The sequence below is a fragment of the Stenotrophomonas sp. PAMC25021 genome, from assembly GCF_004795795.1.
GTDB classification, from domain to species: Bacteria; Pseudomonadota; Gammaproteobacteria; order Xanthomonadales; family Xanthomonadaceae; genus Stenotrophomonas; species Stenotrophomonas muris.
In genome coordinates this window covers 4407241-4430497 of the sequence record NZ_CP039255.1, presented here as the reverse complement: position 1 = coordinate 4430497, position 23257 = coordinate 4407241, and the positions used below count along the sequence as shown (strand labels likewise).

The following is a 23257-nucleotide window of genomic DNA, read 5'->3' as shown; positions in this document are numbered from 1 at the left end:
TCCACGCTCCTGACCCAACGGAAACCTTCAAGAAGGCTCTGACCGTCGCCTGATCCATTGCAGTAGTTCCTCGTGCGGGATCGTACGTCCAGCGTCGACGTCGGCCATACCCTCGCGGGTCCGCCGTTCCTTCTCTTCCTCGGTCAATCCCGGAAGGAGTGCTAGTAGCTTATCTTCAGGGCTCATAGGCCGATGAGCTGTGCTCAAGTTGGCTTGATTCTCGTGAAAAAATATGGGCAGGATCTGGGGATCATCCAAGCCCGCCGGCAAAGGCAGCGATACGTCGTGGACCGCCAAGTCGATGATGACGTCCAAATCTGAGCATAAGGGCTGTATGGCGGTGGTCACCAGACGAGCCGCCCGCTCGGCGAAAGCCAGGTCCACCACCAGCCAGATCAACAGACCGGGAGGCTGTTCGACGCCCCCTGACGAGTGAGTTTCCAGGAGATAGGCCGACGAGACGAAGTCGGCGTGCTCAAGGCTGCCGCTGATGGCCGGAGCGAGCCAAGCCGGCGCGGCCTGGGCAGGTCTCACCGCGAACTCCGCCGGCGCCAGACGTTCCACCCTGGCCAGAAAGCCCGTATCCAACAATGTCGCAACCTCTTCCGGGTACAGGACAACGCCGCCGTAGTTGGGATTGAGCATCAACGTCGCGCCGCGAGTACCGGTTAGCAGCTCACGGCCTGAAACTCCCAGAATTCTGACAGCAGACGAGCTGGCCGCCTGCGCCTTGTCGAGCGAGGTAAAGAAAGGGATCGCATCGAAACCGTCAGGATGGCGGAACTGGACCAGCCGCAGTGTCTGCGCGTCGTCCGAGATGGGCGCATGCACGTACACGATCGCATCCATCAGTCGCTTGAAGAATGCGCGTTCCTCGGCCGCACTGTCGCGGGCCCGTTCAAAGGAAGCCTCCAGCGCTGTCTCCGCAGACGTAGTCCCTCTTCCACGCGGCCTGCTCGGTTGCTTCATGGTCAGATGCGATGAGGGCCGAGCGGGTACCCGGAGAACCAATCCGCCTCGATCTCGCTGCTCAGGTAGGGTCGTACGAAGGCCGACTGGGTCAGCGCTCGCAGCCGCTCTTCGTGCTCAGCAATCGCCTCGATGTCGCTGACGGTTGGATAGTGCCGCAGCAGTCGATATGCCTCTTGCCGCACCTCTTTAGGCACGGCTTGGCTGGCCGCTAGCTGCCTGAGGAACGCGCCCGCCTGCAGCACATTGCGGGTGCGCTCAGATGGCATCGTCATGACATCAAGAATGACTAGCACTAAGGAATGCTTAGCTTATCGCGTTTGTGGCCGGCCAGGGCACGGTGCAACTACAGACCTTGCGATTCCTGTATTAATGTAATATAATCAATAACTTAATTCGCATAAGTGAGCGTTATGTCCATGGAGTGAGGGCCAATAGGAACGAGCAGGTAGCCTGAGCCTTCCCATGATGGGAAGGTCAACAACGCGGGACGGATTACCACTCAACTTGCCTGTCGTTTGACCTTCCCACCGTGGGAAGGCTCATCGTCACGCCGTCGGCAAACCGCCGATGCTTTTGGAGGGTTGTCCATGAATCTCGTTGTTGAAGGTATGACCTGTGGTCACTGTGTCCGAACGGTCACCCAAGCCATTCAGGCCCTTGACCCCCACGCCCAGGTGGACGTCGATCTGGGCAGTGGCGTGGTCAAGATCGAGGGCCTGCTTGCCGTAGAACAGGCGGTTGAGGCTATCCAGCGGCAAGGCTATGTGATCGCTGCGGTGCTCCCTTCTGAGGCTGGTACGCCGGCCGCCCCGGCCGTCGCATCCTCCTGCTGCGGCGGATGCCACCGCTGAGTCCGCGCGAGGGCTTGATCCTGATCAATGACAGTCGGCCCCAAGAGGGCTAGACTGGCCATCATGAGAGCTCGCACGTCCCCTGCCCTGATCTGCCCAGCGTCCGCAGGCGCTGCTTCGGGCGTGCGGGAGCTGTCATGGTGAGGCTGCTGAGGCGATGGCGGCGACCCCGTTCTCGTGCCCGACTGGCATGGCTGGGACTGTGGGCGCTGCTGCTGCAGCAACTCGCGCTGGTGGCTTACGCCTGTCCGCTGGAATCGGTGGAAGCTGGACAAGCGACCCTGATGGTCGGTTGCGAAGAGATGTCCACGCCGGATCCCGATGCTCCGGCGTTGTGCGACCAGCATTGCCAGCGCGATCACATCGCCACGGCCGATGCGAAGGCCCCTCAAGTGCCTTACCAGCCCGCGCTGGCCGCCTTCGCGCTGGTGCAGGCTCTGTTGCCACCGGTACACGCGCAGTTGTATCGGGATGTTCCGGTGTGCGTGTCCGATCCGCCTCCCCTGCAGCGCTTCTGTAGCCTGCTGATTTAAGCCCCCTCCTGGATTGACCCGTGCTCGTGCTGCATGCGTTGCAGCGCGCTCGTTGTCGTTTCCCGGAGGTCTTATGGAGATGTCTTTCTTCTTGCGTGCAAGGCGCAAGATGGCGTGTGGGTTCGTGTTTGCCCTGGCGCTCAGTGGTCCTGTGCTGGCGGCATCGCGCGCTATCCCGATCAGCTACACAGAAGCCCTACAACGGGCGCTTGCTAACGCCCCAACCCTGCAGGTGCGCCGATCGCAGATCGATGCCAGTACCGAAGAAGCCGCGCGTGCTGGCGCGCTTCCCGACCCACGTTTGATCGTGGGGCTGGCGAACTGGCCCGTCAGCGGACCCGATGCCTTCAGCTTGCGGGCCGATGAGATGACCACCCAGCAAATCGGTCTGATGCAGGAGTTTCCTGCGCGTGCGAAACGACGTGCCGAGCACGCGTTGGCGCAAGCGACGCTGGCGCAAGCGCGCTCACTGTCGATGGCCGAACAGCAGATGGTGGCCCAAGCGGCCGCGCTGGCCTGGATCGAGCTGTGGAGTACGCAGCAAGCCGTAGATGCGTTGGAAGGTCTGCGCGAGCCGGCCCGTATAGCCGAGCGTGCGGCGCGTGCTCGCTTGGCAGGCGGCACGGCCGGGGCCAGTGATGTGCTTGCCGCCCAGGCCGCCCTACTGCAGTTGGACAATCGCCTGGAGCAGGTACATGCGGAGCACGCCGCCGCGCAGGCCGGCCTGGCGCGGTGGTTGGGTATTGCACCAGAGGCGATCTTGGCCAGTGGTGCGGCACCGGATTTTTCGCAGTTGCCATTGGAGCCCACCCAACTGCTGGCCAAACTGGACCAACACACGCCACTACTGGGCTGGGAGGCACGCGAGAGCTTAGCCCAGGCCCAGGTGGATGCGGCCGTGGCCGAAACCCGCCCGGATTGGAGTGTGGAGCTCACCTACGGACGTCGCGAGCGCGCACCCGACGGCATGGCGCGCAGCGACATGCTCATGGTGGAAGTGGGTGTGGGCCTGCCGCTGTTCCAGAAGAACCGCCAAGCACGAGGCATCGCGGCACGGCGGGCCGAGCTGGAGGCGGTGTCCGCAGAGCGCGATGAGGCCCGGCGCATCCAAGCCGAGTCGGTGCAACGCGCGATAGCGCGATGGCGCGGGTTAACCGGCCAGTTGGAGCGCCAGAACACGCAGAGCCTGCCTTTGGCGCGCGATCGTGCACGCACGGCGTTGGCCGCCTACGGCGCCGGTGCCGACCTGCAGCCGTGGCTGGAAGCGCGGCGCGATGAGATCGAATTGCACCTGGAGAACGCCCGTCTGCTGGGCGAACAGGGCCGTGCCTGGGCGGCACTGGCCTATCTGCTACCCCATGAGGAGAACACGCCATGAGCCCGACCAAGACGCGTCTCACACAGCTCGCCGTGGCCCTCGGGTTGCTGGCGCTCGGCTTTGCCGGCGGCTACGCCTGGATGACTCGAACCTCTGATACCACCCCGCCCCCCGGCACGAGCGTCGCAGATCAAGCACGCAAGGTGCTGTACTGGTACGACCCCATGGCGCCGGAGCAGCGATTCGACAAGCCGGGCAAATCTCCGTTCATGGATATGGAGTTGCTGCCCAAATACGCAGATGAGGCCATAGGGGGCGGAACGCAGATCGATCCGCGCCTGCAGCAGAACGTGGGCATACGCACTCAGGAAGTGACGGTAGAGTTACTAGGGACTGCCGTACGCGTGCCGGGCACACTGACGTGGGATCTGACCCAGGAAAGCGTGATCAGTGCGCGCATGGAAGGCTTGATCACCCACGTGCAGGTAAAGGCGCCGTTTACCGAGGTTCGTCGTGGTCAAACGCTGGCCACCGTGCAGGCCCCGGCATGGAACGCGGCCATCGCCGAAGCACATGCCCTGAGCCAAGCTCAGTCCGCGGGCGCGCGTGAGCTGCAGGGTGCGGCGCAACAACGGTTGCGTTCGTTGGGTGTTCCTTCTGGCGCCTCGGCCAGAAGTGGCGTCGTGCTTAGCGCAGACCACAGTGGTGTCGTGACCGAGATCCTGGCACGCGAGGGACAGACGGTGATGCCCGGTACGCCACTGTTCAAGATCAATGGGCTGGACACGTTGTGGCTGGAGGCCTCGGTACCCCAGGCAGCGCTGGGCACCTTGCGGCCGGGGACCTCAGTGCAGGCCACGGTCAGTGCCTGGCCGGCAGAGCGCTTTGCCGGACAGATCCAGGCGTTGCTTCCCCAGGTCGACATGGCTAGTCGCACGCAGCGGGCGCGAATTGTGCTGCGCAACCCGCAGCGTCGGCTGGTGCCGGGCATGTTCGCCGAGGTTCTGGTGCAGCCCGACGCCGAGCAGGCCCTGCCAGTCGTTCCCACGGAGGCGCTGATCGCCACCGGGCGGGACAGCCGGGTCATCGTGCAGGATCCGGACGGGAGCTTCCGGCCAGTGCGGGTGAGTGTGGGACGTAGCGTGCAAGGGCGCACGCAGATCGTGGCAGGCTTGGCCGGTGGTGAACGCGTGGTCGTCTCGGGTCAGTTCTTGCTCGACTCCGAAGCCAGTCTCTCCGGTGCGTTGGAGCGCCTGGGTGCTGCACAACCGACACGCCCTGCCAGCGCATCAGGTGTGCACGAGCGCCATGACGCCGGGCACGAACCACGCACTGTCGTGCCGTCACCGTCCAGACAGCCGGCGCCTGTCGCGCCAGACACCTCCACCTCTACGCCGCCGCGCTGCCCGGTGCAGTACTGGTATGACCCGATGGTGCCGGAGAAGCATTTCGACAAGCCGGGCAAGTCACCGTTCATGGATATGCAGTTGGTACCCAAGTTCGGCCCCGCCGCAGCCGCTGATTGCCAGGCAAGCGAGGTCATGTCCGAAGCGATGGAGGGCACACCATGATCGCGCGCCTGATCCATGCTTGCATCGCCAATCGCGTGCTGGTGCTGGTTGCCGCCGCGCTGCTGGCGGTGGTCGGTATCTGGTCGGTAAAGAACACGCCGCTGGATGCGCTGCCGGACCTGTCCGATACCCAGGTCATCATCCGCACGCAATGGGCGGGGCAAACCCCGCGCATCATCGAAGACCAGGTCACCTACCCGTTGGCCACCACGATGTTGTCCGTGCCGGGCGTGAAGGCGGTACGCGGCTTCTCCTTCTTCGGTGATTCATTCGTCTACATCCTGTTTGACGATGCCACTGATCTTTACTGGGCGCGCTCTCGAGTGCTCGAGTACTTGAGCCAGGTACGCGATCGACTTCCGCCGAATGTGAATCCGGCGCTGGGTCCTGATGCGACAGGACTGGGCTGGATCTACCAGTACGCCTTGGTGGATCGGACAGGTCAACGTGATGTGGGGCAGCTGCGTGCTTTGCAGGACTGGTTTCTTCGTTATGAGCTAAAAACCGTGCCGGACGTGGCTGAAGTAGCCAGTGTGGGCGGTGCGGTGCGCGCCTGGCAGATCCAGCCCGATCCGCAGGCGTTGGCGGCCCGTGGACTGACGGTGGCCGAGCTCATCGAGGCGGTGGATGCGGCCAACGGCGCTACCGGGGGCTCGGTGATCGAACAAGGCGAAGCCGAACTGATGGTGCGCAGCGAAGGCTACCTGCGCACACAGGAGGCGTTCGAACAGGTGCCGGTAACCGGCAACGACGGCATCCCCGTCCTGCTCGGCGAGGTGGCCACGATCAGTCGCGGGCCGGTCTTCCGTCGTGGTATCGCAGAGTTGGATGGTCAAGGTGAGGTGGCCGGCGGCGTGATCGTCCTGCGGACCGGCAAGGATGCCTTGGGGGCCATTTGGAACGTCAAAGCGCGACTGCAGGCGTTGCAATCCAGCTTGCCCGAGGGCGTGGAAGTGGTGCCGGTGTACGACCGCTCCGAGCTGATCCAGGATGCGGTACGCAACCTCACCCACAAGCTTGGCGAAGAGTTTCTGGTCGTAGCGCTGGTATGCCTGCTGTTCCTGTGGCACCTACGCTCGGCGTTGGTGGCCGTCATCACCCTGCCTTTGGGTATCCTGGCGGCCTTCATCGTGATGCACGCCCAGGGGATCTCCGCCAACTTGCTGTCATTAGGCGGCATCGCCATCGCCATTGGTGCGATGGTCGATGCAGCGGTGGTGATGATCGAAAATGCACACAAGCATCTGGAGCACTGGCGGGAGGCGCACGGCCGGGAACCTCAGGGTGAGGAGCGCTGGCAGCTGATGGCCCGCTCGGCGGCCGAGGTCGGACCGGCCCTGTTCGCCAGCTTGCTGGTCATCACCCTGTCTTTCGTGCCGGTTTTTGCCCTGCAGGCGCAGGAAGGGCGATTGTTCTCGCCTCTGGCCTACACCAAGACCTACGCGATGGCCGCCGCAGCAGGGTTGTCGGTGACCTTGATCCCCGTCTTGATGGGCTACCTGATCCGCGGCCGCATCCGCCCGGAACAGCAGAACCCCATCAATCGCATCCTGATCGCTGGCTATCGGCCCATCCTGCTGTGGGTCCTCAAACATCCCGGTGTCACCTTGCTGCTCAGCGGCCTGCTGCTAGTGCTCACCTTGATCCCCTTTAGCCGGTTGGGCAGTGAGTTCATGCCGCCCTTGGAAGAAGGCAGCCTGTTGTACATGCCCACGGCCCTGCCCGGCCTGTCCGCCGACAAGGCCCGTCAGTTGCTCCAGCTCTCGGGCCGGATGATCAAGACCGTACCGGAGGTTGAGCACGTGTTCGGCAAGGCGGGCCGTGCCGAAAGTGCGACCGATCCGGCACCGATCGAAATGTTTGAGACCACCGTGACCTTCAAGCCGCGGGATCAATGGCGCCCGGGCATGACCCCCCAGAAGCTACGCCAGGAGTTGGACGCAGCGGTCAAGATTCCCGGTCTGACCAACCTATGGGTCCCGCCCATTCGCAATCGCATCGATATGTTGGCCACCGGCATCAAGAGCCCGATTGGGATCAAGGTCTCCGGACCCGATGTGGAGCAGATCGAGCGCCTGAGCCAGCAGATCGAGCAGGTGGCCAAGACTGTGCCCGGCGTGAGTTCGGCACTGGCCGAACGCGTCACGGGTGGGCGCTATGTCGATGTACAGGTGCGCCCGGAAATCGCTGCACGTTACGGATTCACTCAAGGCCAACTCCAGCAACTGATTGCCACGGTCGTTGGCGGTGATCCAATCGGGGAAACGATCGAGGGGCGCGAACGCTATCCCATCGTCTTGCGCTACCCCCGTGGCCAGCGTGACTCGTTGCAGGCCTTGCAGGATCTGCCGCTGATCGCGCCAGGCGGTGTGCAACTGACCTTGAGCCAGGTGGCGGAGCTGTCAATCAGCCCAGGCCCGCCGATGCTCAAGAGCGATAACGGCCGGTTGGTGGGCTACATCTACGTGGATGTGGCCGATCGCGACTTGGGATCGGTGGTCCAGGACCTGCAAGCCGCGGTGCAGACCCAGGTGAGTTTGCCTGCCGGCTATGGTCTGGCGTGGTCGGGGCAGTACGAGTATCTGCAACGGGCTTTGGCACGCCTGCAATGGGTGGTGCCCGCGGCGTTGGCGATCATCTTCCTGGTCATCTGGATGGTGTTTCGCCGGCTTAGCGATGTATCCATCATCCTGCTCAGCTTGCCCTTGGCGTTGGTGGGCGGTTTCTGGTTGATCTGGGGGCTGGGCCATGCGATTTCGGTGGCCAGCGTGATCGGATTCATCGCCCTGGGCGGCGTTGCGGCTGAGTTCGGCGTCATCATGCTGCTGTACCTGCGTCATGCCTGGGAGCAGCGCTTGGCCAGCGGTGCGCCGGAAGATGTGTCTACCCTGCAAGAGGCTATCTACGAAGGCGCCGTGCAACGGGTGCGCCCGAAGGCGATGACGGTAGCCGTCATCCTGGCCGGGTTGTTTCCGCTTTTCGTCGGTGCCGGTGCCGGCTCGGAGGTCATGCAACGTATCGCCGCGCCGATGCTGGGTGGCATGCTCACCGCACCGGTGCTCTCTATGGTGGTGATTCCCGCAGCGTTCTATCTAGTGCGGCGACGTGGATTGCGCGCGGCGCGGGGCGACCAATGAGAGACAGACTGAGCACTTGAGGTAAGTCCCCACAAAAAGACGCCAGTCATGGAAGAAGTCATGACTGGCGTCAAAGGGGAGAGTACCGCCTACATGCTTACTTATCAGTGCCCGGCGTGCGGGGAAATCTCAAAGCTCAGCGACGCCCGATCCGACACAAAATCCAAACCCTTTTGTGTAGAGGGCACAATGTGATTGGTGTGGATGTACCAGGTCTTGGCGGTGGTCACCTGGAAACTGGCTTGGCCTTGGGCATCGGTGCGCAGGAGCGTAGCGCTACCGTGCCCACCCTTGACCGGTGCGTCAGCACGATGACCGACGTACACGCGTAGGTTGGGCACTGGCGTGCCCTGCTGCAGCACCTGGAACGACAGCTGTTCGCCGACCTTCACGCTTCCAGGATTGCGGGCCAAGCGGATCTCCAGCGGATAGCCCAGCGAGGCAGCGAAATCGTCGGTCAGTTTTGTGCCCACCTGTCCAATGGTACGAGCATGCTTGGTATAGCTATAGGTGACCCCTTTGGGAAACTTGCTCGCATCATAGGTGGCCAGGGTATCGGGCAAGTCTTCCAACTCCAGGTACTTGCCGAACTCGCTGGCCGTACGCGTGCTGGTGGAGGCCATCGTCGAGACCCCCAGCAGATAGGTGCCCTCGCCCGCCGGATGCACGGTGAGCTGGCTCTGCTTGCCGACCTCTTTCCAACTGGCCAAGTCCGGTGCAGCCTTAGCGCCGCCCTGACTCAGCGAAACGTCCTGTAGACGCGCTCGGGTGACTGCACCTGCACTTTCATCGAAGGTGCCATTGTTCACCAACGCTGTGTTCGCCTCGCCCGCTGCGGTGCCAGGCTTGGAGAAAGCGACAAACAGGTCGTGCGCACCGGCACTGCCGGCCACAGCGAACAGCAGTAGTGTGGCGGATAGTTGCGTGTTTCTCATGATGTGTAGCTCCTCGTGATCGTGGCTTACCAGTGGTAACCAAAGCGGACATTCCAGCGACGACCCAGCAAGTCGTACGTCATGGTGTCGGTGTCGGTGTTGGGGTTGTTCTTCACGAACGGCGCCTTCTTATCGAGCACTTTTTCAACGCCGGCGGAGATATCCCACTTCTTCTTGATGCCGTAGCTCAGTTGCAGGCTGTGGTACACCACGCTGGACACATGCGAGCCGATCGTGTCGGGCACGGCGATGATGTCGTCCGCGCTGCCGATGTACTGCGCCGAATAGACGCCGGTCCAACGGTTCTTGCCCATACGCAGTGAGCCCAAGCCACGCCACTGGGTGTAGCTACCCAAGCCGCTGGTGATCTTGCCGGCGTACTCAATGGTGGTGGCCCCGGGCGTGAGCGCCCCCAACCCACGCGGGGTGAGTCTGGAGGTCCTGGAAGCCCTGCTGGATCTGGTCATGGCCTCGGGCAAGGTACGTGTGGTCGACGTGGCGGAACTGTGTCCGCCCCTGGATCCGGATCAAGCCACCGCACGTGTGGCCGCGCGTTTGATCCACCGAATGGTCAGTGCGCAGGCTCAGTGAAGTGATATCGGCTGGCAAAAGGCAGTGAGCTAATGGGAACGCTCAGCCAGCAACTGCTTCATTTGCGCGATCTCCTGTGTCTGCGAGGTAATAATGTCCTGGCAGAGCTTCACCAACTCAGGATCCTTCAGACGATTCTCCTCACACATCAGGATGGCGCCAGCGTGGTGGGGAATCATCGAACGGATGAACTGTTTGTCAGTGACCGCTGCTTGAGTGCGAATGCCCCACCAGCAGAACAGCATGAACGCCACCGTCAGACCAGCCAGAATCAGATTGCGTCGGCGATCGGGGTACATGCTGGACATTAGCCACAGCTCGATCAGCAGCATGGGAGCGGCCATCAGGCCCGCCATGTAGAACTGGTTCACGTTGTTATAGACGTTAGCCCACTGATCGACCATTGCGTACATCAATGCGTACATGGCCACGAAAGACAGGCCCATCATCAACAACAGGCGGCCGTAATGGCCTTGATGCCCTTGTTGTGCCTGGTGGGCAGGTTGGTGTGAGGCGTGCGGTTTTGCGTGCTGGGACTGCGGGTCTTGCGCGTTTTCGTGCGTACCGTGCGAAGAGGACATAACAATCTCCGTGGGAATGGCAGAACGGCGGAAGAACCCGCGAACTGTTGGAACAGCTCCCGGGCTGAGAACACTTACATACCCTTGCCGGCAGCGAATTCCTGCGGGCTCAGCTTGCCATCTTTGTTGCTATCGAGCATGCCAAAGTGCGGCGCCAGCTTGTGCTTGGCCAGTTCTTCCTTGGACAGCGAGCCGTCCTTGTTGGCATCGAGCTTGGTGAAATCGGCATCGGCCGCCGCCGGCTTGTGCTGACCGTGGTCGGTGGTGGGCGTGGTGGTCTGGCCGCCGGCGAAGGCCGCGCCCGCCATCAGGAACAAGGCCATCATCGAGAGGGAGGCATAACGCTTCATTGCAGTACTCCTTGTGGGATATGAGCCATCAGTGACAGGAATGGCCGCGCGCAGGCTCATCGGCGCGGTCAGGGTGGGGGGTGGCAACAACGGTGGAGCCGGACAAACGCAGGGCATTGGTGACCACCGAAACCGAGCTCAGGCTCATGGCCAGGGCCGCCATCATCGGACTGAGCAAAAGGCCGAAGCTGGGATACAGCAAGCCGGCGGCGATAGGCACGCCGATGGCGTTGTAGACGAAGGCGAAGCCCAGGTTCTGCTTCATATTGGCCACCGTCAAAGACGAGATGGCACGGGCTTGCACGATGCGCCTCAAATCACCCTTGACCAGGGTGAGCTGGGCGCTGGACATGGCCACATCCGTGCCCGTCCCCATCGCGATGCCCACATCGGCTGCCGCCAGGGCCGGCGCATCGTTGATGCCATCGCCAGCCATGGCCACGCGACGACCCTGGGCTTTGAGTTGCTGGACCAGGTCGGCCTTGTCCTGCGGCTTGACGCCACCACGCACATCCTCGATGCCCAGCGTGCGCCCCACGGCCTCGGCCGTCGCCTGTGCGTCACCGGAGGCCATCACCACGTGCAGGCCATCGGCACGTAGCAGGTTCAAGGCAGGCAAGGTCGTGGCTTTGATGGGATCAGCCACCGCAATGGCGCCGGCCAACCGACCATTGACCGCCAGGAACATCACGCTAGCGCCTTCTTTCCGAAGACGCTCGGCGCTGCTTTGCAAAGGTGCTACATCGGCGCCAACCGACGCCATCAGGCTTTGGTTGCCGAGCACGACATCCTGATCGGACACGCGCCCGCGGACGCCTTGGCCGGTGAGCGAATCAAAATCTTGGGCGGCCACCAGGTTCAAGCCACGTCGCTGGGCTTCAGCCACGATGGCCTCGGCCAAGGGGTGCTCACTGCCCTGCTCCAAGCTGCCGGCCAAACAAAGGATCTGATCGGCGTCGAAGCCGGCGTTGGAGAGCGTGTCGCGAAAGGCTGGACGCCCCTCGGTCAACGTACCGGTCTTGTCCACGATCAACGTGTCGATCAGACGTAGCTGCTCGATCGCCTGAGCATCGCGGAACAGGACCCCGACCTGCGCAGCGCGGCCAGTGGCGACCATGATCGACATGGGGGTAGCCAAACCCAAGGCACACGGGCAAGCAATGATCAGAACCGATACGGCATTGAGGACGGCAAAGGTCCAGGACGGTTCGGGTCCAAACAGACCCCATCCGAAGAACGTGAGCACCGCCGTGGCCAGCACGGCCAGGACAAACCAGTACGCCACCTTGTCCGCCATACGCTGCATCGGCGCGCGGGAGCGCTGGGCTTGGGCTACCAACTGCACAATCTGCGCCAGTACCGTCCCGGATCCGACTTTGTCCGCCCGGATGACTAAGGCGCCCGTCCCGTTGAGCGTGGCGCCTATAACGTGATCACCGACAGCCTTCTCCACCGGAATGGGTTCACCGGTCAGCATCGACTCATCGACACTGGCGCGGCCTTCGATGACTTCCCCATCGACCGGCACCTTCTCGCCCGGTCGTACGCGAAGCAGATCACCCACGTGCACGTGATCCAGCGCAACGTCCTCTTCGCCCCCATCGGGTTTGACGCGGCGAGCCGTCTTGGGCGCCAATCCCAGCAGGGACTTGATGGCCGCCGAGGTTTTGGAACGCGCCCGCAGTTCCAGCAGCTGTCCGAGCAGGGTGAGCGAGACGATGACCGCTGCCGCCTCGAAGTAGACCCCTACCCGTCCATGCTCGCGGAAAGAGTCCGGAAACAGGTCCGGTGCCACGGTGGCCACCACGCTGTAGCCAAACGCGGCGGCCACGCCGATGCCGATCAGCGTCCACATGTTGGGGCTGCGATTGCCGATGGACTGTAGGCAGCGCTCAAAGAAAGGCCACCCCGCCCAGAGCACCACCGGGGCGCTCAGCACGAGCTCAATCCAGGTGCGCGCCTGCGTGGACAAGCCGGGCAGACGGTGTCCCAGCATGGCCAAGACCAGGACGATCAACGTCAAAGGCAACGTCCACCAGAACCTTCGGGTGAAATCGCGTAACTCTGGATTGTCGTCCTCCTCCAGCGAGGGCATCTCCGGCTCCAGCGCCATGCCGCAGATCGGACAGGTGCCGGGACCTGGCTGACGAATCTGCGGATGCATCGGGCAGGTGTAGACCGTGGCGTGGGTACCGCTGGGTTGGGCCACCGCTGCTGGGGCGGTCACTTCAACTTGCTGGGGAGCATCGTCCGTATAGCGGACGGGATTGGTGATGACCCGTCCATCCGCAGCCTCGACAGGGGCTGCGCCTGCAGAATGGTGATGGTCATGGGACGACGGTGAGTTCATGCCGATGCTCGCTTTAGTGGGGATGGACTGCCAAGGCAGTGTGCCATTGCGGGTTACACAGCTATTCGGGGCTGAGCGTCCCGAGCACTGAAACAACAATCAGGATCAAGATGGCCAGCGCGGCCTCAGCCGTAACACTCTGCCGCAAAGCCCGCACCTCCTGCGCGGGATCTCCGCTGGTCAGCGCTCGTTCCAAGCGCGGCACCAGCGTCCATCGGTGCAGCGCTCCCAAACCCAGCATTCCAGCGAACAGGGCCAGTTTGAAAAGCAGCAACTTCCCGTAGGTGCTCTGGAACAGGGCCGAAAACGACCACGCGGTGAGATCCCCGTAGTGCGCGATGCCGGACACGATGAGCGCACCAACGAAGATCGTTCCCAGCGTCGAAAAACCATGCAGAAAGTCATGCGTTGATCGCAGACGCCCGCTGCCGTTCGTCTCTTTGCCGCGCAGCAGCATGGCAAGGAACATCAGGACCGCTGCGATCCAGCCGCCTGCCGCGAGAAGATGGACGATGCCTGCAGCAAGCCGGACCGCGCCTGCCAAGCCCTCGCCAGCGGCGGCGTGGCCGTTCCATGCCAGCGAAGCGAGTGCGCCGCCCGCCAGCATCGCCCCCAGCGGGAAGGCGGTCTCCACCTTCCCGCGGCGACGATGCCATCCGAGCACGAACATCAGGGCGACCAGCAGCGCGCCTCTCGCCATGGCTGCCCGGCCCGCGGACGTCTCGAGCAGATACCAGCCAAGCGATGCGCGATCAACCTCGGCAAGCGGCATTCCCATGATGCCCGCGGTCTTGAAGACGACATCGAGCCCGGTGAGCACGAGACCGGCTACGGCACCCGCCAATAGAACGCCCATGAGTGACCACCCGGCCAAGGCGTCGGCGAGTGCCGATCGACGCGACCCGTACCAACCGAAGAGTGGAACCCCGAAAAGAACCATGATGACAAGGTATTCCAAGAATCTCAGTGCATAAGCCGACAGGTCGAACATTCGCGACTCCTCAGCGCACCGTGAAGCTGAAGCTGCCCGGCATGGGGTGGTTGTCACCACCGACGGCGCGGTATTCCACGGTATAGACGCCCGGAGCCAGCGGTCCAGGCAACTTGGCACGCAGGGTCTTGCCGTTGTTGACGATCTCGGTCGTGAAATTCTCGATCGGCATGGTGGAACTGCCGTGCTTCATGAGCAACTTGAGACGCGACGCCCGCGGAATCAATGTCTCGTTGAACACGAGATCGATCTGGCCTGGCGAGGCCACCACCGCATTTGCCGCCGGTGTGGACTGCTGCAGCGCGGCGTGGGCGTGCGCGACCTGCAGCGAAAACTGCCCGGCCGCGATTGCGAGGACGAGCGCGAAGGAGCGAATGACGTTGGACGACTTCATATGGATAAATCCTCATTGGAATGTGATGCAAAGCCCGTTCGGGAGGGGCCGCGCTGTGTTCGATGCGACAAGCGTTAGATGTCGGACTGTCACTGAAACCACGATTTGTCGGATTTTCTTGATACTTCCGCTTTCGCGAGACGAGGATCCCACCGGCTCAGGCGGGATCCTCGACGCATTACGCTGCCATGGCGCTGCAGCTTTCCGCGCAGCGGCGACAAACTTCGGCGCAGCGCGTCATCTCAGGGTCGTTCATGGCGTCGCATGCATCGGCGCACTGGCGGCAGATCTCCGCGCAGGCACCGCAAACCACGTCGTGAACGCTGGCACCGCGCAGCATCGCGTCGGCACTGGTTGCGCAGGTATCGGCACACGTCGCCAACAGGGCGATGTGCTCCGGGGCCGCGTGAACACCTCCTTTGGTCAGGCAGTAGTTGATGGTCTCCAGGCAGATCGCATGGCATTGCGTGCAGTTGTCGATGCACTCGTTCATGGCCTGGGGCCGGTGTGCTGCGGAATGGTGAGTCATGTAGTTCTCCTTCTTCCTCGCGGGCGAGAATCGGCGCGCCCGCAACACCGTCCCCTGTTGCTGCGACGGATCAGTGCTGTGCGAACGGTTCGGTGGTTCCGTCGCGATGTATCAGCTCGACCGTGAACGGCTGCTGGCGTCCCTCCGGGACCTCCATGCCCGGAGAACCAAGCGGCATCCCTGGGAGGACCAGGCCGCGTGCGTTCGGCTTTTCTTCGAGGAGACGCTTGATGTCCGCGGCCGGAACGTGGCCTTCGATGACGTATCCGCCGATCTCGGCCGTGTGGCAGGAGCCCTTTGCATAGGGGACACCCAACCGCTCCTTGACCAGACCCAGGTCATCCATGTCGTGCACATCCACGGTGAATCCCGCCTTCTGCACGTGGTCGATCCAGACACCGCAGCACCCGCAGGTCGGGGTCTTGTGGACGGTCATGCGTGGCAGGGCTGCTGGAGTCGCGTCGGCTGATTGGACGACAACCTGTGCGGAGGGCGAGGTTGTGGGTTGCGCGGATGAAGCATCCTGGGTGCAAGCACCCAGACCAGCCACGGCAAGGACCACAAAAGTCAGACGGTGCAATGTGAGCGTAGTCATTTCAATCTCTCGACTCAGCGCTTGGTCCGCGAGGACCAGTGGATGTGGACGATCCGCCAGCCGTCCGCGGTCTCCTTCAGCACCATCGTCTCGTCGCTCTGGACGGTCAGTGGCTGGCCGTCCTTCTGGGCATGCAACTCGCTTTCGGTTCCGACCCACGCGAACTCGCCAGCGGCTCGTGCGCGCTGACGGAGCAGCTGGCGATGGGCGCCCTTGAGGAACGCCGCATCGCTGACTGCGTGATGGCCCATGTATTCCTCGCGGCTGCGTTCGGCGCCCCCGGACTCGAGGATGAGAACGTCGGCAGCGAGCAGGGCTTCGACCGTGGCCAGATCGCCGCTAGACAGGGCCCTGTTGAAACGCTCCGCTACGGCGACCGCGGCCTCTGCAGTGACTGGGACGTCGACGTCCGCAGATGCCGCGGCAGCGGGGTGATGTGCGTGCGGCTGTGTCGCCTGCGCCATTGCGGGGGACACGACGGCCAGTGCCAGTGCGAGGGTGAACGAGATTGCTGTTGCGTTCATTGCGTGGGCTCCAAGAAGATCAATGGGGGTGCGCATGGCCGTCATCGGCCACGGGCGTGTGTGGTGCAGGGTGCGACTCCACCTTGCCGTCGGGATGGCCGTGGCTCACCAACCCGACTTCCGTGTCGCTGGGTGTCGGGCCGTGGTGATCGTCGTCCACGCCCGGCGGGTGCGCATGCGGCATGGAGTTGTTGCCCGGCTCGAATAAGGCAGGGTGATCCTCGGCCTTTTCGTCGTCATGGTGGCCTTGCGTCTCGCCGCCGCCATGCGAATGGCCCTCGCTGCTGTCGACAAGTTCCTTGTACGCAGTCGCGTCCAGCGTGGGCAACTTCTGCAGGAAGGCCGACATGTTCCATATGAACTCATCGTCCATGCTGCCGCCCCAAGCGGGCATGCCGCTGGCCTTGATGCCGTGCTTGATCACCCAGAACGCCTCAGCTGGAGCGACCGGCTGTTTGCTTAGGTTCGGTGGCGCGGGGTACAGGCCCTTGCTCATCTCGGTGGCCGCCGCGTCTGGTGAAAGATGGCAGGTCACGCACATGGCGTTGTAGTTGCCCGCACCCTGGCGGATACGCTCAGGATCATCAAGGTTCGTGGGTAGCTGAAGCTTGGCGGCGCGCACCTCAATGGAACGCTCGCGCGCCGTTTCAAGTAGCGCATACACCGGGCGACTATGCGGATCGTCGGCGGCCACGTTGTACACGCCCAGAGAGAGCGTGGCGGTTGCGACCACCGCAACCAATGCCACGCCGGCACCGAGCCATACCCACATCTTTTTGTTGGATTTCATTGTCAGTTCCCCTTAGAACCAGGTACGAAGGCCGATGACCAAGCGCGTGTCTTCAAAGGACTCGCCATGCTCGCGTCGCATGTCTGCGGTATTGCCAAACGCGCGCTCGTACACCACGCCGATGTAGGGAGCGAACTTTCGGGTGAACTCATAGCGAAGTCGTAGCCCCGCCTCAGCGGCACTCAGACCCGAACCTATCCCGCGCAATGGATCGTTCTTGCCATAGGCGGTGACTTCCACCAGCGGCTGCAAGATCAGCCGGTTGGTTAGCAGCAATTCGTACTCGGCCTCGACATTGGCGGCAGTCTGGCCCCCTTCGCCGAGATAGGCTGTGGCGGACACTTCGAACTTCATCGGCGCCAAGCCCTGTACACCGATAGCGGCGAAGTTCTGCGATGCCCCAGGCTTGAAGTCATGACGCACACCGGCCACCACATCCCACCACGTGGAGATACTGCGGCCGTAAAGCACTTCCAGATCAGCCGACTCGGTCTGACCATCCGTGCGTTCGCCTTCACTGCGGAGCCAGACGCGATTGAGGTCCGTACCGATCCAGCCCTGGCCCTCCCAGCCCAGCCCGGTGCCCGGATCGGCATCCCAGGTTTCCAGGCGATTGAGCAGCACGTAGCTCTTGATCGAGTTGTCATGCACCGGATGCGCGTGTTCCGGCGCGATGGCCGCCTTGCGATCCGCGTCCGTCACCGCGGGAATCGGGGTGCGCGGCTGCGTTGGCGCTGCAGGCCCGTGTCCCATCTGACTGTGGTCCATGCCCTCCATCGATTGCATTCCCGCTTCTGGTGTAGCGGGCGCGGGCGAATCATGGCCCATCTGCGAATGGTCCATCCCCTGCATCGCAGGCGTGGCCGTGCCGGAGGTGTCGGCTGCAGCGGGCTGTGCCATCTGACTGTGATCCATGCCCTGCATCGACTGCGCCTGCGCTGTGGGCGCCGCAGGTGTGCTCGCGGGCGAGCCGTGCCCCATCTGCGAATGGTCCATGCCCTGCATGGCAGGCTCGGCTGCGTTAGCCTGCGGCTCGGCGTGGCCCATCGCCGCATGATCGATCGTCGCTTCGCTCGTCTTGGCCGGTGTTGCAGGCTTTTGGGCTGGCGCAGGTTTTGATGTCGGTGCCTGATGTGCAGAGTGATCCTGAGTCTGGGTCTGCGCGCCCTGCTCCATCTGCATGGAGCCGTGCTGCATAGATTGGGCGCTGGCCGCATTGGCCAGGGCCAGCGAGATAGCCGTCAGCGCAGTCAGGGTGGTATCGCGTCTATTGATGTTCATTCGTCGACCCTCACCGTGCGCATCATTCCGGCTTCCATGTGATAAAGCAGGTGGCAATGGAACGCCCAGCTGCCCAACGCATCGGCACGCACGCGATACGTGCGTCGGCTACCTGGCGGCATATCCACCGTGTGCTTGCGCACCATGAAGTTGCCGTTGTCGTCCTCCACGTCACTCCACATGCCGTGCAAATGGATGGGATGGGTCATCATCGTGTCGTTAACCAATACGATGCGCATACGCTCGCCGTAGTTCAGCCGCAGCGGCTCGACATCGGAAAACTTCTGACCGTTGAAGCCCCAGGAGAATTTCTCCATGTGTCCGGTCAGATGCAGCTCGATCTCGCGACCGGGGTCGCGTCCGTCAGGGTCTTCAAAGGTGCTCTTGAGCATGGAATACGTCAGCACATGACGGCCGTTATCGCGCAGGCCATTGCCCGGATCATCCAAGCGCGAACTCACGCTCATGGCTTGGTTGTCCAACAGGGGATTGTTGGTCTCGCTAGCAGGGTGTGATTGCATGCCCCCGTGCTGCATGCCTGCCATGGCACCATCGCCGGCGGCGGGCATCGCATGGCCTGCATGGGCCGAGGTCGCGTTACCGCTGACAGGTGGGGTCATGCCAGGCATGCCCATGGCCGCACCACAGCCGCCTTCCATGCCCTTGCTGCCGCCAGACATATCCATCGACCCATGATCCATGCCCATGTCTGCCATCGTCAGCAGCGGCCGGGGATCCACAGACGGAACGGGCGCGCGTAATCCTTCGCGCACAGCGAGCGTGCCGCTGATGTAGCCGGTGCGACCGGAGTCTTGGGCAAAGATGGTGAATGCGTCCTGCCCGGAGGGCTCCACGATCACATCGAAGGTTTCTGCTACCGCGATGCGGAACTCGTCGACGGAAACCGGATGGACATACAAGCCATCTGCCGCCACCACGGTCATCTTCAGCCCCGGAATACGCACATCGAAGTACGTCATGGCAGAGCCATTGATGAAACGCAGGCGCACCTTCTCGCCACTGCGGAACAAACCGGTCCAGTTGCCCAGTGAGGTCGTGCCGTTCATCAGGTAGGTGTAGGTGTTGGCGTTGACGTCGGACAGGTCCGTGGGCGTCATCCGCATCACGCCCCACATCTTGCGATCTTCCAACGTGGCCGACAGGCCGTTGCGCTTCACATCGCGCGCAAAATCGCCGACCGTGCGCTTGTAGTAATTGTCATGGCCCGGCATCTTCTTCAAACGATCGAACAGGGCCGTCGGGTCCAGGTCTGTCCAATCGCTCAGCATCACGACGTAGTCGCGATCGAAACTGAAGGGCTCCGGCTCCAATGGGTCGATGACGATCGGGCCATAGAGCCCGGCTTGTTCCTGGAACCCTGAGTGGCTGTGGTACCAGTAGGTTCCGCCCTGATGCAGGGTGAACCGGTAGTGGTAGGTCTCACCACGTCCGATACCGTCAAAGCTCAGACCCGGCACGCCGTCCATGTTGGCCGGCAAAATGATGCCGTGCCAATGGATGGAGGTGTCCGCGCCATGGATGGAGTTAGCGGGCAATGCATTAGAGACGCGCAAGTTGACCGTGGTGCCTTCCCGCCACCGCAGCAACGGCGCCGGAACGGACCCGTTGACCGTGATCGCGGTGCGGGTCTTGCCGGTGAAGTTCATCGGCGTCTCGCCAATGGTCAGGTCAAACTCAGTGCCCGATAGTACGTTGGGTTGTCCCGGCCCCTTGAGCGCCCAACTGGCTTTGGGCCAGAAACCTAATCCTGCGACTGCGCCTCCCAAGGCCAAGCCTTGGACAAATCGCCGCCGCGAAGGCAGCAGCGGTCCACCGCGTGGACCACGAAAATCATCATGCGACATGAAAATGCTCCAAGCGTCGTGTTGCCACCGGCGGGCGGTGGTACAGAGCGGGCGGCTGGCCTAAACAGGCATGCAAGCCACACCAACGGCGCCATTGCGGCGCCTAGGGACGCTTAGCCGATCGGTGGTCGGATCAGATGAGGCAAGGCAGGTGCCGCATGCCCTAGGGGCAGCGGCATGACATCCAGGCCCAAGGCCAGTTGCACCGAAACATGCAGGCGCGCAGGAAGTGCGCTCGCGCAAGCGTGTACGCAGGCGCACCGGCACGCAGAAGACTTGCAACAGTCGGGACCGGCATGGTCGCCATGCCCAGTGCCAGCCTTTTCAATCGATGTGGCATCGGGATGATGCTCAGCACTGTGATGGGCGAAGCAGTCTTCGTCGACTTGCACCGCGGCAGCCACTTCGCTGGCCTGCTCTTCCATGACCGGGTTCATACTGACGGACGCAAACGCCGACCACGCGCCGTTAAGCACGAGCATGGCGATCAGGAACAGTCGCAGTAGAAGTGAGGAGGCTGACACGGGCGACATGGTATATCACTTTAGACAAGGCGCGTGTGTATCGGTCGTGAACAAAATCTCAAGTAAGCCTGAGATGTCGCGACTTGTCAGTCGCACTAGCCGCGGACACTGCAGCTCCCTCCAGAAGCGCCCAAAGGGCGGGTTGAGGCGAAGAGTTGCCCATAGGGCGAGCGCTTGTTCGGTTTACTTCTCGGGCGTGGCCTCGATCAGCTTCACCAACTCGCGCTTCTGCTGCTTGCTTAGCGAGCCCCAGCGCAGGAGCAACTTGGCCAGCAGATCATCGTCGGTGTAAAGGAAGGCGGCGGGGATCCCCAACGCTTGGGCCAACCGCTCAGCAATCTCCAGCATGGGCTCGTGCTTGCCACGCTCGTACTGGTTGATTCGGGGGCTGGCCACGTGAGGATCCAGACCGGCCCGGATGCCCAACTCCTTCTGCGACAAACCCGTGTGCAGGCGGGCTTGTTTGAGGCGTCGAGCGAAGGTCGGTGTTGAGTCGACGGACAAAGTCACGCGCGCACCCCATGGAGACCCCATAAGGATGGCGGATGTACCCAGCCTTGCATACTAAGATATTCTTAGCTTTGAGGCAACCGGCGACACCGGTAGCGCCGCCCCCCCCCCAGGAGCCACGCCGCTCCCTCATCCCCGGAAACCGCATGCCCGGAACCTCGTCAATGACGCCATCTGGGGTCGCCAGCATCGAGGAGTTGGGCCTTCGTGGCACCCTTTTCCTAGCCGCACTGTTAGCCGCGCAGCTACGACGCCTACCGGTGGCGCCCACACGCCGCTCCACCTTGCTGGTGCTGGACACGCTGCGAGACTTGGCCTTGATCCAAGTTCCCTGGCCAGCGGATCGATGGCAGATCCGCCCCGATGCCGAGGTCACGCCCATCGAAGATCTGCAATGGGCTTTCGCCTGGTCTACCCACGAGCGCAGGCACCTGCTCCCGGTGCTGGAAGACCAACTCGGCGATATGGCACACGATGTAGACTTGGCGGACGCGAAACTGGAGCTGTGGGATGAACTTGCACTCTGGGAGACCGAGCAGTTTCTGGAGCAGCAATTGCTCAAACATCACTTCGACCCAGGCTGGGCACGTGATGTGGGGTTCGTCTTTCAATCCGGACCGCGGGGCTTGCCGATCGCGCGGTGGCGTTACTGCTGCTGGGCGGCGGTACGCCAAGGTGCCTCGGTGGCGATGCGTCTTGGCGTGCACGACAGCGCCCATGTGCGGGAAGCCATCTTTCAGGAGGTCCAGAAGCGCCTGCGCTACCTGATGACCAGTTCGCCCGAGCAAGGCATGTTCAAGCCCTATCATTTGGCACCGGAGTCCTCAGTAGCCAAACTGTTTGTAGATTGGGTCGTCCCTATGGAATGGGCGTACTGGACAGGTGAGCGCCACCCCAGCCGCTAGCAGACAAACGAGCAGCCTCGTCAGTCGGCTCCCCCATCTTGCGCATGGCCGCGCCGAGTTTTCTTCACCGCATTTTGTGCTGGCGTCAGTTGATTCAGTAGAGGCTCTAGCGCTTCAAGACGTGCATTGGCACGCAACGCATCGGCTTCAGCGCTCTCGCGGCGCTCACGCTCCCGCGCAAGGGTGTCTTGAACTTGAGCTAGCTCGTTGCGCATGGTATCCAAGGTCTTGGCGTCAGTCTTCCAGCGCTCCTGCAGTGCCAAATAGTCCGTCGCGGTCTGGCGCAACGCCACGACCTCGCTGTGTTGGCCTTCGTGGGCCTGTCGTAGCTGGGCAAGCTCACGCTCAATCCGCCCGTGGCGCTCCAGCCATTGACCATTGTCGCGGTTCAGCACCAACAGCTCCTGATTCTTCGCGCCCAAGGCTTCATTGGCCTGACGTAAGGCTACTTGCAGCTCTTGGACCTGATGCTCGTGACGGCGAAGCTCTTGCTCACGCTGCTCTTTGGTTGAAGTGCGGTAGTGCTCAAGCGCTTCCCGGGCATGGGCATGCTTGTCCTCCAGAGAACGCGTATGCGCCTCATGATCAGCCAGCCGCACCGTCATGCCAGCGATGCGCTCGTTCAACTGGGCGATTTCCGCGATCCTGTCACCTAGATTCTGTTGAAGGAGGGCGTGAGCAGCTTGCTCTTGGTGCAGGCTTGCTTCGGTGCGCTGCAGCCGACTGCTCAAGGCGGCAGCCTCCTCTTGGGCACCGGAAAGCGCCTGTTGCCGACTGTGGAGCTCAGCCTGATGGCGCTCACGCTCCTGGGTGAGGATGGCCTCTGCTTCCTCCTGGAGCCGCGAGGCCAAGCGCGCAACCAAGTCCTGCAAAGCATCACTAACGGCTACCGTCCTCGCCGGACCGCCGCCTTCCTCTCCTTCCAGTTCACGCAAGTAGCGGTGGATCGTGGTCTTGGAGCCCGTGTTGCCCAAGGCCACTCGCACCGCGTCGACTGACGGCTTCTTGCGTTGGGCCAGCAGCGCGTCGCGCGCCTTCTGGACGTCACTCTTATAGAGTCCTGCGCGCGCCATCGTGCCACCTCACTTTATTTCGTAATGTATTACATACCATGTAATTACATACTATTAAAGCAGGTAGACGACCGCTCGTCGGCGAAA

At 62.6% G+C, this 23257-nt stretch carries 25 protein-coding genes; 7 read left to right on the top strand and 18 right to left on the bottom strand.

From position 1 onward, the window contains the following. Positions 1 to 27 precede the first annotated feature (27 nt). Together E5790_RS20570 and E5790_RS20565 are read right to left on the bottom strand one after the other, a co-directional pair. Positions 28 to 849 (bottom strand): SseB family protein, encoded by an 822-nt coding sequence (locus E5790_RS20570; protein WP_019184713.1) that lies wholly within the window; start codon positions 847 to 849, stop codon positions 28 to 30. Between the two features lie 122 nt (positions 850 to 971). Further along, entirely contained in the window at positions 972 to 1265 is a 294-nt protein-coding gene (locus tag E5790_RS20565) for a BPSL0761 family protein (protein WP_223224794.1), read from the bottom strand. A gap of 294 nt (positions 1266 to 1559) precedes the next feature. Between E5790_RS20565 and E5790_RS20560 the strand changes: the two genes are divergently transcribed. From E5790_RS20560 to E5790_RS20540, 5 genes are all read left to right on the top strand, one after another. After that, on the top strand, positions 1560 to 1823 hold the full coding sequence (locus E5790_RS20560; protein WP_021201833.1) for a cation transporter: 264 nt from the start codon (positions 1560 to 1562) through the stop codon (positions 1821 to 1823). A gap of 137 nt (positions 1824 to 1960) precedes the next feature. After that, the gene (locus E5790_RS20555; protein WP_005413404.1) at positions 1961 to 2356 is read left to right on the top strand and encodes a hypothetical protein; all 396 of its coding nucleotides are present in this window, start codon (positions 1961 to 1963) and stop codon (positions 2354 to 2356) included. Between the two features lie 79 nt (positions 2357 to 2435). Next, positions 2436 to 3734, top strand: coding sequence for a TolC family protein (locus E5790_RS20550; RefSeq protein WP_281727726.1), 1299 nt, complete (start codon positions 2436 to 2438; stop codon positions 3732 to 3734). Next, positions 3731 to 5245, top strand: a complete 1515-nt coding sequence (locus E5790_RS22145) for an efflux RND transporter periplasmic adaptor subunit (protein ID WP_005413406.1) — start codon at positions 3731 to 3733, stop codon at positions 5243 to 5245. Before E5790_RS20550 ends, E5790_RS22145 begins: the two co-directional genes overlap by 4 nt. Continuing rightward, a complete protein-coding gene (locus tag E5790_RS20540; RefSeq protein WP_111205579.1) occupies positions 5242 to 8382 on the top strand; it encodes a CusA/CzcA family heavy metal efflux RND transporter in 3141 nt (1046 codons plus the stop codon). Before E5790_RS22145 ends, E5790_RS20540 begins: the two co-directional genes overlap by 4 nt. 104 nt (positions 8383 to 8486) lie before the next feature. Here E5790_RS20540 and E5790_RS20535 read toward each other — a convergent pair whose 3' ends face one another. Together E5790_RS20535 and E5790_RS20530 are read right to left on the bottom strand one after the other, a co-directional pair. Beyond that, on the bottom strand, positions 8487 to 9317 hold the full coding sequence (locus E5790_RS20535; RefSeq protein WP_005413408.1) for a DUF4198 domain-containing protein: 831 nt from the start codon (positions 9315 to 9317) through the stop codon (positions 8487 to 8489). Between the two features lie 26 nt (positions 9318 to 9343). After that, the gene (locus E5790_RS20530) at positions 9344 to 9631 is read right to left on the bottom strand and encodes a TonB-dependent receptor (RefSeq protein ID WP_005413409.1); all 288 of its coding nucleotides are present in this window, start codon (positions 9629 to 9631) and stop codon (positions 9344 to 9346) included. An 88-nt stretch (positions 9632 to 9719) separates the two neighbouring features. On the opposite strand from E5790_RS20530, the gene E5790_RS20525 reads away from it, so the two are divergent. Further along, a complete protein-coding gene (locus E5790_RS20525) occupies positions 9720 to 9908 on the top strand; it encodes an arginase family protein (protein WP_187756563.1) in 189 nt (62 codons plus the stop codon). 29 nt (positions 9909 to 9937) lie between these two features. Here E5790_RS20525 and E5790_RS20520 read toward each other — a convergent pair whose 3' ends face one another. The 13 genes from E5790_RS20520 to E5790_RS20460 all read right to left on the bottom strand — a co-directional run bounded on the left by E5790_RS20520 (position 9938) and on the right by E5790_RS20460 (position 21216). Beyond that, positions 9938 to 10489, bottom strand: coding sequence for a DUF305 domain-containing protein (locus E5790_RS20520; RefSeq protein ID WP_031269107.1), 552 nt, complete (start codon positions 10487 to 10489; stop codon positions 9938 to 9940). A gap of 74 nt (positions 10490 to 10563) precedes the next feature. Next, positions 10564 to 10839: a hypothetical protein gene (locus tag E5790_RS20515; RefSeq protein ID WP_005413412.1), complete on the bottom strand. Its 276-nt coding sequence runs from the start codon at positions 10837 to 10839 to the stop codon at positions 10564 to 10566. Between the two features lie 28 nt (positions 10840 to 10867). Next, positions 10868 to 13003, bottom strand: coding sequence for a copper-translocating P-type ATPase (locus E5790_RS20510; protein ID WP_024957401.1), 2136 nt, complete (start codon positions 13001 to 13003; stop codon positions 10868 to 10870). Positions 13004 to 13250: 247 nt separating this feature from the next. Then, the gene (gene copD, locus E5790_RS20505) at positions 13251 to 14180 is read right to left on the bottom strand and encodes a copper homeostasis membrane protein CopD (RefSeq protein ID WP_017354978.1); all 930 of its coding nucleotides are present in this window, start codon (positions 14178 to 14180) and stop codon (positions 13251 to 13253) included. A 10-nt stretch (positions 14181 to 14190) separates the two neighbouring features. Further along, positions 14191 to 14574, bottom strand: a complete 384-nt coding sequence (copC, locus tag E5790_RS20500) for a copper homeostasis periplasmic binding protein CopC (protein ID WP_005413416.1) — start codon at positions 14572 to 14574, stop codon at positions 14191 to 14193. 178 nt (positions 14575 to 14752) lie between these two features. Further along, entirely contained in the window at positions 14753 to 15103 is a 351-nt protein-coding gene (locus E5790_RS20495; protein ID WP_012480213.1) for a four-helix bundle copper-binding protein, read from the bottom strand. Between the two features lie 70 nt (positions 15104 to 15173). After that, complete coding sequence (locus E5790_RS20490) at positions 15174 to 15539, bottom strand: DUF411 domain-containing protein (protein WP_019184727.1); 366 nt, start codon at positions 15537 to 15539, stop codon at positions 15174 to 15176. Positions 15540 to 15712: 173 nt separating this feature from the next. Continuing rightward, positions 15713 to 16258, bottom strand: a complete 546-nt coding sequence (locus tag E5790_RS20485) for a nuclear transport factor 2 family protein (RefSeq protein ID WP_223224792.1) — start codon at positions 16256 to 16258, stop codon at positions 15713 to 15715. After that, positions 16242 to 17012: a cytochrome c gene (locus tag E5790_RS20480; RefSeq protein ID WP_005413420.1), complete on the bottom strand. Its 771-nt coding sequence runs from the start codon at positions 17010 to 17012 to the stop codon at positions 16242 to 16244. The genes E5790_RS20485 and E5790_RS20480 overlap by 17 nt, the downstream gene beginning before the upstream one ends. Positions 17013 to 17024: 12 nt before the next feature. Then, the gene (locus E5790_RS20475) at positions 17025 to 18293 is read right to left on the bottom strand and encodes a copper-binding protein CopB (protein WP_005413421.1); all 1269 of its coding nucleotides are present in this window, start codon (positions 18291 to 18293) and stop codon (positions 17025 to 17027) included. After that, positions 18290 to 20158, bottom strand: coding sequence for a copper resistance system multicopper oxidase (locus E5790_RS20470; protein ID WP_012480217.1), 1869 nt, complete (start codon positions 20156 to 20158; stop codon positions 18290 to 18292). Before E5790_RS20470 ends, E5790_RS20475 begins: the two co-directional genes overlap by 4 nt. 113 nt (positions 20159 to 20271) lie before the next feature. Then, positions 20272 to 20691, bottom strand: a complete 420-nt coding sequence (gene copL / locus E5790_RS20465) for a transcriptional regulator CopL (RefSeq protein ID WP_012480218.1) — start codon at positions 20689 to 20691, stop codon at positions 20272 to 20274. Positions 20692 to 20865: 174 nt separating this feature from the next. After that, positions 20866 to 21216 (bottom strand): helix-turn-helix transcriptional regulator, encoded by a 351-nt coding sequence (locus E5790_RS20460; protein WP_043033515.1) that lies wholly within the window; start codon positions 21214 to 21216, stop codon positions 20866 to 20868. Positions 21217 to 21338: 122 nt separating this feature from the next. On the opposite strand from E5790_RS20460, the gene E5790_RS20455 reads away from it, so the two are divergent. Beyond that, positions 21339 to 22097: a hypothetical protein gene (locus E5790_RS20455; protein ID WP_223224790.1), complete on the top strand. Its 759-nt coding sequence runs from the start codon at positions 21339 to 21341 to the stop codon at positions 22095 to 22097. A gap of 20 nt (positions 22098 to 22117) precedes the next feature. On the opposite strand, the gene E5790_RS20450 is transcribed toward E5790_RS20455, so the two are convergent. Next, positions 22118 to 23170 carry a DNA-binding protein gene (locus E5790_RS20450; RefSeq protein WP_021201903.1) on the bottom strand — a complete coding sequence of 351 codons (1053 nt, stop codon included), beginning with the start codon at positions 23168 to 23170 and terminating at the stop codon, positions 22118 to 22120. Between the last annotated feature and the right edge of the window lie 87 nt (positions 23171 to 23257).

Bases quoted from the DNA above. Each gene is read 5' to 3' on its own strand.
- E5790_RS20550 (WP_281727726.1), top strand. From the start codon at position 2,436: ATGTCTTTCTTCTTGCGTGCAAGGCGCAAGATGGCGTGTGGGTTCGTG.
- E5790_RS20490 (WP_019184727.1), bottom strand. From the start codon at position 15,539: ATGACCGTCCACAAGACCCCGACCTGCGGGTGCTGCGGTGTCTGGATC.
- E5790_RS20450 (WP_021201903.1), bottom strand. From the start codon at position 23,170: ATGGCGCGCGCAGGACTCTATAAGAGTGACGTCCAGAAGGCGCGCGAC.
- E5790_RS20515 (WP_005413412.1), bottom strand. From the start codon at position 10,839: ATGAAGCGTTATGCCTCCCTCTCGATGATGGCCTTGTTCCTGATGGCG.
- E5790_RS20475 (WP_005413421.1), bottom strand. From the start codon at position 18,293: ATGAACATCAATAGACGCGATACCACCCTGACTGCGCTGACGGCTATC.
- E5790_RS20480 (WP_005413420.1), bottom strand. From the start codon at position 17,012: ATGAAATCCAACAAAAAGATGTGGGTATGGCTCGGTGCCGGCGTGGCA.
- E5790_RS20455 (WP_223224790.1), top strand. From the start codon at position 21,339: ATGCCCGGAACCTCGTCAATGACGCCATCTGGGGTCGCCAGCATCGAG.
- copL (WP_012480218.1), bottom strand. From the start codon at position 20,691: ATGTCGCCCGTGTCAGCCTCCTCACTTCTACTGCGACTGTTCCTGATC.
- copC (WP_005413416.1), bottom strand. From the start codon at position 14,574: ATGAAGTCGTCCAACGTCATTCGCTCCTTCGCGCTCGTCCTCGCAATC.
- E5790_RS20470 (WP_012480217.1), bottom strand. From the start codon at position 20,158: ATGTCGCATGATGATTTTCGTGGTCCACGCGGTGGACCGCTGCTGCCT.
- E5790_RS20535 (WP_005413408.1), bottom strand. From the start codon at position 9,317: ATGAGAAACACGCAACTATCCGCCACACTACTGCTGTTCGCTGTGGCC.
- E5790_RS20520 (WP_031269107.1), bottom strand. From the start codon at position 10,489: ATGTCCTCTTCGCACGGTACGCACGAAAACGCGCAAGACCCGCAGTCC.
- E5790_RS20555 (WP_005413404.1), top strand. From the start codon at position 1,961: ATGGTGAGGCTGCTGAGGCGATGGCGGCGACCCCGTTCTCGTGCCCGA.
- E5790_RS20540 (WP_111205579.1), top strand. From the start codon at position 5,242: ATGATCGCGCGCCTGATCCATGCTTGCATCGCCAATCGCGTGCTGGTG.
- E5790_RS20570 (WP_019184713.1), bottom strand. From the start codon at position 849: ATGGATGCGATCGTGTACGTGCATGCGCCCATCTCGGACGACGCGCAG.
- E5790_RS20510 (WP_024957401.1), bottom strand. From the start codon at position 13,003: ATGCATCCGCAGATTCGTCAGCCAGGTCCCGGCACCTGTCCGATCTGC.
- E5790_RS20460 (WP_043033515.1), bottom strand. From the start codon at position 21,216: ATGGGGTCTCCATGGGGTGCGCGCGTGACTTTGTCCGTCGACTCAACA.
- E5790_RS20530 (WP_005413409.1), bottom strand. From the start codon at position 9,631: ATGGGCAAGAACCGTTGGACCGGCGTCTATTCGGCGCAGTACATCGGC.
- copD (WP_017354978.1), bottom strand. From the start codon at position 14,180: ATGTTCGACCTGTCGGCTTATGCACTGAGATTCTTGGAATACCTTGTC.
- E5790_RS20495 (WP_012480213.1), bottom strand. From the start codon at position 15,103: ATGACTCACCATTCCGCAGCACACCGGCCCCAGGCCATGAACGAGTGC.
- E5790_RS20560 (WP_021201833.1), top strand. From the start codon at position 1,560: ATGAATCTCGTTGTTGAAGGTATGACCTGTGGTCACTGTGTCCGAACG.
- E5790_RS22145 (WP_005413406.1), top strand. From the start codon at position 3,731: ATGAGCCCGACCAAGACGCGTCTCACACAGCTCGCCGTGGCCCTCGGG.
- E5790_RS20485 (WP_223224792.1), bottom strand. From the start codon at position 16,258: ATGCGCACCCCCATTGATCTTCTTGGAGCCCACGCAATGAACGCAACA.